The sequence below is a fragment of the Alistipes sp. CAG:268 genome (assembly GCA_000434235.1).
Taxonomy (GTDB): domain Bacteria; phylum Bacteroidota; class Bacteroidia; order Bacteroidales; family Rikenellaceae; genus Alistipes; species Alistipes avistercoris.
The window spans coordinates 54596-66244 of the sequence record FR892020.1 but is presented as its reverse complement, the minus strand read 5'-3'; the positions used below and the strand labels follow the sequence as shown (position 1 = coordinate 66244).

General features: G+C 61.0%; 5 protein-coding genes. 4 read left to right on the top strand and 1 reads right to left on the bottom strand.

Annotated elements, in window-relative coordinates:
• Positions 1-201: 201 nt before the first annotated feature.
• On the bottom strand, positions 202-1806 hold the full coding sequence (pckA, locus tag QZL63_RS10080; RefSeq protein ID WP_022309176.1) for a phosphoenolpyruvate carboxykinase (ATP): 1605 nt from the start codon (positions 1804-1806) through the stop codon (positions 202-204).
• A 477-nt stretch (positions 1807-2283) separates the two neighbouring features.
• Between pckA and hemW the strand changes: the two genes are divergently transcribed.
• From hemW to QZL63_RS10060, 4 genes are all read left to right on the top strand, one after another.
• Positions 2284-3396 carry a radical SAM family heme chaperone HemW gene (gene hemW / locus QZL63_RS10075; protein ID WP_022309175.1) on the top strand — a complete coding sequence of 371 codons (1113 nt, stop codon included), beginning with the start codon at positions 2284-2286 and terminating at the stop codon, positions 3394-3396.
• 166 nt (positions 3397-3562) lie between these two features.
• Positions 3563-7813, top strand: a complete 4251-nt coding sequence (gene glgP / locus QZL63_RS10070) for an alpha-glucan family phosphorylase (RefSeq protein WP_022309174.1) — start codon at positions 3563-3565, stop codon at positions 7811-7813.
• A 107-nt stretch (positions 7814-7920) separates the two neighbouring features.
• On the top strand, positions 7921-10047 hold the full coding sequence (locus tag QZL63_RS10065) for a glycogen debranching enzyme N-terminal domain-containing protein (RefSeq protein WP_022309173.1): 2127 nt from the start codon (positions 7921-7923) through the stop codon (positions 10045-10047).
• A gap of 174 nt (positions 10048-10221) precedes the next feature.
• Positions 10222-11535 carry a glycosyltransferase family 4 protein gene (locus QZL63_RS10060; RefSeq protein WP_022309172.1) on the top strand — a complete coding sequence of 438 codons (1314 nt, stop codon included), beginning with the start codon at positions 10222-10224 and terminating at the stop codon, positions 11533-11535.
• Positions 11536-11649: the final 114 nt, after the last annotated feature.

Below are 11649 nucleotides of genomic sequence, written 5' to 3'. Positions count from 1 at the left end.
GGGCCGCCAGACCCGACGGCAGGAGCAGCGAAAGCAAAAGAAGCAGATGCAGTTTCATGTTCCAGACAGTTTTGAAGCGGCCGCCGACAGAGCGGCCCGAACAAAATTACCGAAATTTCCGGGAAGTGCGTGATCCCGGCCGGGCAAAAAAACGGGAGGCCGCCGACGGCGACCTCCCGAAAAGGATCATATGTTCGAAGATCAGAGCTTCGGACCGGCAGCAACCAGGCTCTTGCCCTCCTCGTTGCCGGTGAACTTCGTGAAGTTCTTGATGAAGCGACCTGCGAGGTCCTGAGCCTTGGCATCCCAGTCGGCTGCGTTGGCGTAGGTGTCGCGCGGATCGAGGATCTTCGGATCTACTCCCGGCAGCTCGGTCGGGATCTTGAAGTCGAAGATCGGGAGCATCTTGGTCGGAGCCTTGTCGATCGAACCGTCGAGGATGGCGTCGATGATGCCGCGCGTATCCTTGATCGAGATACGCTTGCCCGTACCGTTCCAGCCCGTGTTCACCAGGTAAGCCGTAGCGCCCGACTGCTGCATGCGCTTTACGAGCTCCTCACCGTACTTGGTGGGGTGCAGCGACAGGAAGGCGGCACCGAAGCAGGCCGAGAAGGTCGGCGTCGGCTCGGTGATGCCGCGCTCGGTACCTGCCAGCTTGGCGGTGAAGCCCGAGAGGAAGTAGTACTTCGTCTGCTCCGGGGTCAGGATCGATACCGGGGGCAGCACGCCGAATGCGTCGGCCGAGAGGAAGATCACCTTCTTGGCGGCCGGAGCCTTCGATACGGGCTTTACGATGTTCTCGATGTGGAAGATCGGGTACGATACGCGGGTGTTCTCCGTTACGGACTTGTCTGCGAAGTCGATGGCGCCCTTCTTGTCCACCGTCACGTTCTCGAGCAGGGCGTTGCGGCGGATGGCGTTCCAGATGTCGGGCTCGTTCTCCTTCGAGAGGTTGATCACCTTGGCGTAGCAGCCGCCCTCGAAGTTGAATACGCCGTCGTCGTCCCAGCCGTGCTCGTCGTCGCCGATGAGCTGACGCTTCGGATCGGTCGAGAGGGTCGTCTTGCCCGTACCCGACAGACCGAAGAAGATGGCCGTCTCGCCCTTCTCGTTGGTGTTGGCCGAGCAGTGCATCGAGGCGATGCCCTTGAGCGGCAGCAGGTAGTTCATGTAGGAGAACATACCCTTCTTCATTTCACCGCCATACCAGGTGTTGATGATCACCTGCATCTTCTCCGTAAGGTTGAAGACTACGGCCGTCTCCGAGTTCAGGCCCAGCTTCTTGTAGTTCGTAACCTTGGCTTTCGAAGCGTTGAGCACCACGAAATCGGGCTCGCCGTAGTTCTCCAGTTCGGCGTCCGTCGGACGGATGAACATGTTCTTCACGAAGTGAGCCTGCCAGGCCACCTCCATGATGAAACGGATCTTCAGACGCGTGTTCTCGTTGGCACCGCAGAACGTATCAACCACGTAGAGCTTCTTGCCCGAGAGCTCCTTCGAAGCGATCTTCTTGAGCTCCTTCCAGGCAGCCTTCGTTACGGGCTTGTTGTCGTTCTTGTACTCGTCCGACGTCCACCAGATCGTATCCTTCGTGGTCTCGTCCATTACGAAGAACTTGTCCTTGGGCGAACGGCCGGTGTAGACGCCCGTCATGACGTTCACGGCGCCCATGTCGGTCAGCTGACCCTTCTCGTAGCCGCGCAGGCCCTTCTTGGTCTCCTCACGGAACAGCTCGTCGTAGGAGGGATTGTACACGATCTCGGTCACACCCGTGATCCCGTACTTCTTCAAATCCATTTTGTCCATAATAAAACTGTTATTTTGATTAAAAACCTCTATTTCCCTTTTTTCCGTGGCCTGTGCCACACCTAACCTAACGTGTCGTCCCCATCGTTTAGTATGCACGGAGTTCGACGGCACAAAGGTAGAAAAACTTTCATAATTGTGAAAAAATTAACAGTGAAAAACGCAAAAAATTTACTCCTCCGCTCCAGCCGGCCGGACACACGGGAAATCCGGCGATCCGCAACCCCGGAACAAAGGCCGCATGCAAGGGGTCTCCGGGAGCATGCATACGCAGAAATGCCGCACGCCTCCGGCAGAGAGGACCCCGCCGCCGAGCCTCAAAGCGGGAACGGCCCGGAAGGGAGCGACAAGGGAACACGAAAGGCCGGCGGAACGGAAGCGGGAGGAGCGCAGGCGGAAACAGGAGGAGCTGCCGGCACAAAAAATCGGAGAGGAACGGCTCCCCGATCCGCTTTTTTTTCGTATTTTTGATACATAATGGCCGGAATCTATCTCCACATACCCTTCTGCAAGCGCATCTGCGCCTACTGCGATTTCTACAAAAGTGCCGACCTGAGGCAGATGGACGCCCTCATCGAGGCCATGCACCGCGAACTCGACGCCCGCCGCGGCTACCTCGGCAGCGAAGCGGTCGAAACACGCTATTTCGGCGGCGGCACCCCGTCGCTCTGCCCGCCGGAGGAGATCGGCGCCCTGCTGCGGCACACCGAGGAGCTCTTCGACTGCAGCCGCGCCGAGGAGACCACCCTCGAGGCCAACCCCGATGACCTGACCCCCCGCTACCTCGCGGCTGTCCGGCGGGCCGGCATCGACCGTCTCTCGATCGGCATCCAGTCCTTCGACGACGACTGTCTGAAACTGATGAACCGCCGCCACACGGCCCGACAGGCCGCCGAGGCCGTGCACAATGCCCAAAAGGAGGGGTTCGGGAACATCACCGTCGATCTGATCTTCGGCGTCCCGGGCTTCGGGGGCGACTCGCTCCGCCGGTCGCTCGAAGAGGCCATCGGACTCGGCGTCCAGCACATTTCGGCATACCATTTGACGATCGAACCCGACACGGCGTTCGGACGCCGCGCAGCCCGGGGAGCGTTCGCGCCGGTCGAGGAGCAGGTCAGCGAGGAGGAGTTCCTCACAGTGCACGACACCCTGACGGCAGCGGGTTTCGAACACTACGAGGTGTCGAACTTCGCCCTCCCGGGATTCCGCGCCCGTCACAACACCGCCTACTGGCACGGTGTGAAATACCTCGGAATCGGCCCCGCAGCCCACTCGTTCGACGGGCGGGAGCGGCACTGGAACCCGGCATCGGTCGGGCGTTACATCGCCGGCGAAGGGGCGGAATGCGAGATTCTCTCCCCGCGCGACCGCTTCAACGAGTTCGTCATGACCCGGCTGCGGACAGCCGAAGGGATCGACCTGGACGAAGCGGCCGCACGTTTCGGTACGGAATCCGCCGAACGGATCCGCCACGAGGCCGCGCGGTGGATCGAAGCGGGCGTCGCGGAACTCCGCGGTGCGTACCTGGCCCTGCCGCCCCGCCGCATGCTGCTTTCGGACGCGGTCATCGAGAGCCTTTTCGAAACATAACCGGACGATACAAACAAGTGAAACCGAGACATTAAGTTATTATTAAATATTTTTACGAATCACCTCCGGGCATTGTTTTATATAAATATATGTGTTACCTTTGCGCCCGGATTCGAACCGATTTCCATTTTTGAACGACAAAATAATATCGCATAAAACAGAAAACATGAGCAATGCCAAACTTGCTCCCGACTTCCTTTTCGAGGTAAGTTGGGAGGTATGCAACAAAGTCGGCGGCATCCACACCGTCATCTCGACCAAGGCACAGACCGTGACCCGCAAATTCGGCGACCGCTACATGACCGTCGGTCCCGACCTCTCGCACGAAGGCGTAAACCCCGAGTTCGAGGAGGATCCCGCGCTGCTCAAGGGCTGGCGGCAGACCGTCTACAACGAAGGCATCCGTATCCGCGTGGGCCGCTGGAAGATCAAGGGATCGCCCGTCGCCATCCTGGTAGACTTCTCGTCGCTGATTCCCCGCAAGGACGAAATCCTCACCAAACTCTGGGAAGACTACCACGTCGATTCGCTCTCGGGCCAGTGGGACTACATCGAGCCCGTCCTGTTCGGCTACGCCGCCGGAGTGGTCATCTCCTCCTACGTGAAGTCGTTCTGCACAAACACCGAGAAGGTCGTCGCCCACTGTCACGAATGGATGGCCGCCGCAACGGGCCTCTATCTGCGCAAATACGCCCCCTACGTGGCCACCGTCTTCACGAGCCACGCCACTGTCATGGGCCGCTGCATCGCCGGCAACCGCCTGCCCCTCTACAACGACCTGACGAAATTCAACGCCGACGAGCTGGCCCGCCAGTTCAATGTGACGGCCAAGCACTCGCTCGAGAAGATCGCCGCGGCCAACCACGACGCCTTCCTCACCGTCAGCGACATCACGGCCAACGAGTGCAAGTACCTGCTCGGCCGCGATCCGGACGGCATTACGCCCAACGGCTTCGAAAACGACTTCGTATGGACCGGCGAGGAGTATTACACCAAGCGCGACGAGGCGCGACGAGCCATGATCGACGTGGCCGAGGCTTGTCTGGGCAGCAAGTTCGGAAGCGACCCGCTGATCATCGGCACCAGCGGCCGCTACGAATTCCGCAACAAGGGCATCGACGTCTTCCTCGAGTCGCTCAAGCTGCTCGCCGCATCGGACAAACTCGAGCGCGAGGTGCTCGCCTACATCACCGTGCCGGCCGCCAACCGCGGCCCCCGCGCCGACCTGCAGGCCCACCTTGCCGACCCCGCGCAGCCGATCGACCCGAACCAGTACCGCTTCACGACCCACTACCTCGAGAACCCCGACTGGGATCCGATCGTCAATTCGATCAAAGGCAGCATCCTGGCACGCCCGGACTCGAAGGTGAAGGTGATCTTCGTGCCGACCTACCTCAACAAGACCGACGGCATCTTCAACAAGGACTACTACGAACTGCTCGTCGGCATGGACGTCACGGTCTTCGCCTCCTACTACGAGCCGTGGGGATACACCCCGCTGGAATCGGTGGCCTTCTCCGTCCCGACGATCACCACGACCCTCGCCGGATTCGGTCTCTGGGTGGACAAGCACCGCGAACACGCCGGCGTGGAAGTTGTCCGCCGCGACGATTTCAACGACCAGGAGGTACAGGAGAAGATCTCCGACGCCCTGCTGCGATTCTCCGCACTGGACAGCCGCCACATCAACGAGGTGCGCGTATCGGCATCCGACCTCTCGATGACGGCCCTCTGGGAGCACCTCTTCTCGGCTTACGAGCAGGCCTACTCCGAGGCGGTCGAAAGTTCGATCGTCCGCACCAACCGCGCCGTACTCGACGACGGCGGCGCCAAGACCGAACAGATCAACTTCGTGCGTCAGCAGCTCTTCGTCGAGAAACCCAACTGGAGCCGCATGATGGTGGACAAGACGCTTCCGAAGCGGCTGCACGCCCTCGAGGAGCTCTCGCGCAACCTCTGGTGGTGCTGGAACCCCGGGGCCCGCGACCTGTTCGAAGGCATCGACCCCGCGCTGTGGGCCGCATCGGAGCGCAACCCGATCGCGTTCCTCGACCGGCTGAGCGTCGAGCGGCTCAAGGAGCTCGAACACGACGGCAACTTCCTCGCACAGCTTGACGCCGTATACACGCAGTTCCGCGACTACATGAGTGAGAAACCCGACCCGAAGACCACGTCGATCTCCTACTTCTCGATGGAGTACGGGCTCCACTCGTCGCTGAAGATCTATTCGGGCGGTCTGGGCATCCTCGCCGGCGACTACCTCAAGGAGGCTTCGGACAAGAACGTCCCGATGACGGCCGTAGGTCTGCTCTACCGCTACGGATACTTCACGCAGCGTCTCTCGGCCCAGGGTGCGCAGGAGGCAACCTACGAGGCCCAGAACTTCTTCAAGCTCCCGATCACGCCCGTGCGCGACGATGCCGGAGGCTGGGTGACCGTCACCATCGCCTTCCCGGGCCGCACGCTCTCGGCTCGCGTCTGGAAGTGCCAGGTCGGCCGCACGGACCTCTACCTGCTCGACGCCGACTACGAGGCCAACCTCGAGGAGGACCGCCAGATCACCCACTACCTCTACGGAGGCGACTGGGAGAACCGTCTCAAGCAGGAGATCCTGCTCGGCATCGGCGGTATCCGCGCCCTGCGCAAGATGGGCATCCGCAACCAAGTTTACCACTGCAACGAGGGACATGCCGCATTCATCGGCATCGAGCGCATCCGCGAGCTGGTGAACCACCGCAAGCTCACCTTCTCCGAGGCCCTGGAGGTTATCCGCTCCTCGTCGCTCTTCACGACGCATACCCCCGTACCGGCCGGCCACGACGCCTTCCCCGAGTCGATGATCCGCCAGTACATGTCGCACTATCCCGACGTGCTGGGCATCACCTGGGAGCAGTACATCAACCTCGGCAAGACGAACCCCAACGACCCGAACGAGAAGTTCTCGATGTCGGTGCTGGCCTGCAACCTCTCGCAGGAGGTCAATGGCGTATCGTGGCTCCACGGGGAGGTATCGAAGGATATCCTGGGCAACATGTGGCCCGGATACTTCAAGAACGAGCTCCACATCGGCTATGTCACCAACGGCGTACACTTCCCGACGTGGATCGCCACCTCGCTCCGCCGCCTCTACGCCCGCTACTTCGCCGACGGATTCGAAGGCCACGTATACAATATTCCCGCATGGCAGAAGGTCTACAACATCCCCGACGCCGAACTGTGGGAGGAGCGCATGAAGCTCAAGAACAAGCTCATCCGCCACATCCGCAAACGCTACAGCGACCCCAACCAGGTGCGTCTCGAGTCGCCGCGCCAGATGCTGCAGATCATCGACGGCATCAAGCCCGACGTGCTGACGATCGGTTTTGCCCGCCGCTTCGCCACCTACAAGCGCGCCTACCTGCTCTTCACGAACCTCGACCGTCTGTCGGAGATCGTGAACAACAAGGAGCGCCCCGTACAGTTCATCTTCGCCGGCAAGGCCCACCCGAACGACAAGCCGGGACAGGACCTCATCAAGCGGATCGTCGAGGTGGCCGCCATGCCGCAGTTCGTCGGCAAGATCATCTTCCTGCAGAACTACGACATGGAACTCGCCCGCCGCATGGTCCAGGGCGTGGACGTGTGGCTTAACACCCCGACCCGGCCGCTGGAAGCCTCGGGCACATCGGGCGAAAAGTGCGTGATGAACGGCGTCATGCAGTTCTCGGTACTCGACGGATGGTGGGTCGAGGGCTACAAGGAGGGCGCCGGATGGATGCTCCCGATGGAGCGCACGTTCGCCGACCAGCACTATCAGGACGAACTCGACGCCGAGATGATCTACAACACCATCGAGGAGCAGATCGCCCCGAAATACTACGACCGCGACGCACACGGCATTCCGCACGCATGGGTGGCTTCGGTCAAGAAGTGCGTGGCCGACATCGCCTCGAACTTCACGACCAACCGCATGCTGATCGACTACGAGGAGCGGTTCTACAACAAGCTCGCCGCCCGCAAGCGCGACCTCTGCGCCGACGCATACCGCATGGCCCGCGAGATCGCAGCCTGGAAACGCAAGGTATCGGCCGCATGGGACCAGGTACGCGTGGTAGACGTCGAGCGCGTGCAGATCGACAAGGGCGCCGTCTGCGTGGGTGAGAAGTACCACTTTGCCGTAACGGTGGACGTGGCGAACCTCCATCCCGAGGACATCGGCGTCGAGATGGTCGTCGCACAGCAGATCGTCGGCGGACAGACCGTCAATGTCGTGCGCACGGTACCTCTGGCACGTACGAAGACCGAGGGCAGTCTGGTGACCTACTCGGTGGACTATCAGCCCGAGGAGACCGGCACCTACGACGTCGCCCTGCGTATCTACCCGAGCAACCCGAACCTCCCGCACCGTATGGACTTCGCCCTGGTGAAATGGGCCTGACAGGCAATGCGATATAAAGGAAGAAAAATGTTTAATTCCGGCAAATCCGTTGCAGGTTTCTAAAAAAACTAATATCTTTATATAGCGAAATAGTATTTTTTAGCAATATGTCAGCACTTACCTTCGACAAAAGCGAATTGGGCAATCTGGAGTACTCGCTCCAGCGCGAGATGCTCTCGACGGACCGAATGGGCGGCTACATGAGCACGACCATCGTCTGCTGCAACACGCGGCGGTACCACGGGCTGATGGTAGCCCCCATCGACGACAGCGGCCGGACCTACGTCCTCCTCTCGTCGCTCGACGAAACGGTCATCCAGCATGACCAGTCGTTCAACCTGGCCCTGCACCGTTTCCCCGGCATGTACGAGCCCCGCGGTCACAAGTACATCACCGACTTCGAGTATACGCCGACCCCCACGATCACCTACCGCGTAGGCGGTGTCATCCTCCGCAAGGAGATGCTCTGGATCCACAAGCGCACGCAGCTGATGATCCGCTACACGCTCGTCGATGCTCACTCCGAGACGCGGTTGCGGCTGCGCCCGTTCCTCGCCTTCCGCGACAAGCATGCCCTGACGCATGCCAACATGGAGGCGGACGGTCACTCCTACCCGGCCATAAACGGCGTGAAATGCCGTCTCTACGGCTCGTTCCCCTGGCTATACCTCCAGACCAGCAAGCCCGGCACGGAGTTCGTCCCGGCTCCCGACTGGTACTACAACTTCGAATACAAGCAGGACATGGCCCGCGGCTACGAGGGACATGAGGACCTGCTGACGACCGGCTACTTCGAGACCGAACTCAAGAAGGGCGAAAGCATCATCTTCTCGGCCTCGCTCGACGAGATGGGCTCGACGAAGACCATCGAGGAGGTGTTCAACGCCTCGATCGCCCGCCGCACCCACAAGATCGACTTCCTGAGCTGCCTCGAGCACTCGGCGCGCCAGTTCGTCATCCGCCGTCCGGGCAACCGCACGGAGGTGATCTCGGGCTATCCATGGCACGGAGTGGCAGGACGCCAGACCTTCGTCTCGCTGCCGGGAATCACCCTGCAGCAAAACCACAAGGAGGACTGCATCGACGTGCTCGACACGGAGGTCCGCGCCATGAAGGAGGGCATGTTCTCCGGCTCGTCGTCGGCCGCCGAGGCGGTCGATGCCCCGCTCTGGTTCTTCTGGACCCTGCAGCGGCTCGGCGAGCAGATCGGCGGAGCCGAGATCTGGAAACGGTACGGCAACGTGATGAAGCAGCTGCTCGAATCCTACCGCCGGGGTATTGCCGGCCGCGTCGCCCTGCACGACAACGGACTGCTCTGGGCCGCTTCGGACGAAGTGCCCCTCACGTGGATGAACTCCACGATCAATGGCCGTGCCGTCACGCCGCGCAACGGTTATCAGGTAGAAGTCAATGCACTGTGGTACAATGCTGTATGTTATGCGCTCGAACTGGCCCGCGAACAGGGCGACCGGGCATTCGTCCAGGAGTGGGAGATGCTGCCCCCGCGGATCTCGGCGGCCTTCAACGAGACGTTTGTGCTCCCGGAAGGTTACCTGGCGGACTACGTGGACGAGCAGGGAGCCAACCGCTTCATCCGTCCGAACATGATCCTGGCCTGCAGCCTGCCTTACAAGCCCATCGACGAACAGACCCGTCTGGGCGTGATCCGCACCGTGCGTCAGCACCTGCTCACCCCGAAGGGCCTGCGCACCCTTTCGCCGCGCAACCCGCTCTACAGAGGTTCGCAGGAGGGCTCGCCCGACGAGCGTGACTTCGCGGCCAAGAACGGCTCGGTATGGCCCTGGCTCCTGTCGTTCTACGTGAAGGCCTGCTTCGACATCGACGGCGCGGCTTTCGTGCCGCAGGCCGAGGAGCTCCTCGCCTCTTTCGAGGAGGACATCCAGACCTACTGCATCGGCTCAATCTGCGAACTCTATGACGCAGATCCCCCCTACGCATCGCGCGGAGCGATCTCGCAGGCGTGGAGCGTGGGTGCCGTGCTGGACATCTACCACCTGATCCGCACCTACCGCACGGACGCGGAGGAGACCCCGGCCAAAAAAGCCCCGGCCAAAAAGGCTTCGGCCAAAGCCGCAACGACGAAAAAGGCCACGGAGAAGACTACGGCAAAGGCCGCACCGGCCAAACGCGCCGCAAAGACTGCCAAAAAGGAGGAGACCGCGGAGGCTCCGGCAACAAAAACCCGCAAGACAACGAAAAAGACAACAAAATAATTAATAAACAACTACAACCCGGGCGTACCATGTGACAGTGGAATGTGTCGGAACGGCACACCGATTCCCTGGGGAATCGGGCGGGTGAGGTCGTACGCGGAGCTCCGCACACGACCGCAGACAGCAGAGAGGCGGCGCGCACAGGCAAAAGAAAATTACACAAAAAATAAAGGTATGAGAGTTTTAATGTTCGGTTGGGAGTTCCCGCCCCACATCGCGGGCGGTCTGGGAACGGCCTGCTACGGAATGACCCGCGGACTGGCGCGCAACGGAGTCGATGTGACCTTTGTCGTCCCGCATGCTTACGGAGACGAGGACCAACGATTCACCCGCGTGATGAATGCCAGCGACGTCGAGGCACTGTACGGTGCCACCGGCAGCGGCGCCGACGACGTGCTGCAGCGCATGTCGTTCATCCAGATCGACTCCAACATGGTGCCCTACATCTCCCCCGAAGAATACGAAACCTACCACGAGCAGTATGTCAAGACGGGACAGACGACCTGGACGACGACCGATGCGTGGAAGCAGCGCTACACCTTCTCGGGCAAGTACGGCGCCAACCTCATGGAGGAGGTCGCCCGCTACGCCGTGGTCGCCGCACAGGTGGCCCGCGACCTGGAGGGGCAGTTCGACGTCATCCACGCCCACGACTGGCTGACCTACTACGCCGGCATCGCAGCCAAGCGCGTATCGGGCAAGCCGCTCGTCGTACACATGCACGCCACGGAGTTCGACCGCAGCGGCGAGAACATCAACACGCAGGTCTACGCCATCGAGCGCGCCGGCATGCATGCCGCCGACCGGGTGATCGCCGTATCGAACCTCACGCGCAACATCGTCATCAACCGCTACGGCGTACCCGCCGACCGCGTGGTTACGGTGCACAATGCCGTACGGTTCGCCGAGGGGAGCAGCGAAGTTCCCGAACGCGGCGTCAAGGACAAGATCGTCACCTTCCTCGGCCGAATCACCTACCAGAAAGGCCCCGACTACTTCGTCGAGGCGGCCGCCAAGGTGCTCAAGCGCGTTCCCGACGTGCGGTTCGTCATGGCCGGTTCGGGCGACATGATGAACCACGTGATCCGCCGCGTGGCACGTCTCGGCATCGCCGACCGCTTCCATTTCACGGGATTCCTCCGCGGCGAGGACGTACACAAGATGTTCCAGTTGTCGGACGTCTACGTCATGCCCTCGGTATCGGAGCCGTTCGGCATCTCGCCCCTCGAGGCCATGCGGTCGAACGTTCCGGTGATCATCTCCAAACAGAGCGGTGTGGCCGAGGTGCTCGACTACGCCGTCAAGGTGGACTACTGGGACGTGGACGCCCTGGCCGACGCCATCTACGCACTGGTCAAATACCCGGCACTGGCCGGCATGTTCGCATCGAAGGGACTCGAAGAGGTTACGAACCTCAAGTGGAACGACGCTGCGGCCAAGATCAAGTCGGTCTACGAAGCCGTGATCGAAGAGAGTAAGAACAAATAAACATACACCACCCTTTTATGAAAACCGTTTGTCTCTATTTTCAGGTACATCAGCCCTGGCGTCTGAAGAAATACCGCTTCTTCAACATGGGCAAGGACCACAACTACCTGGACG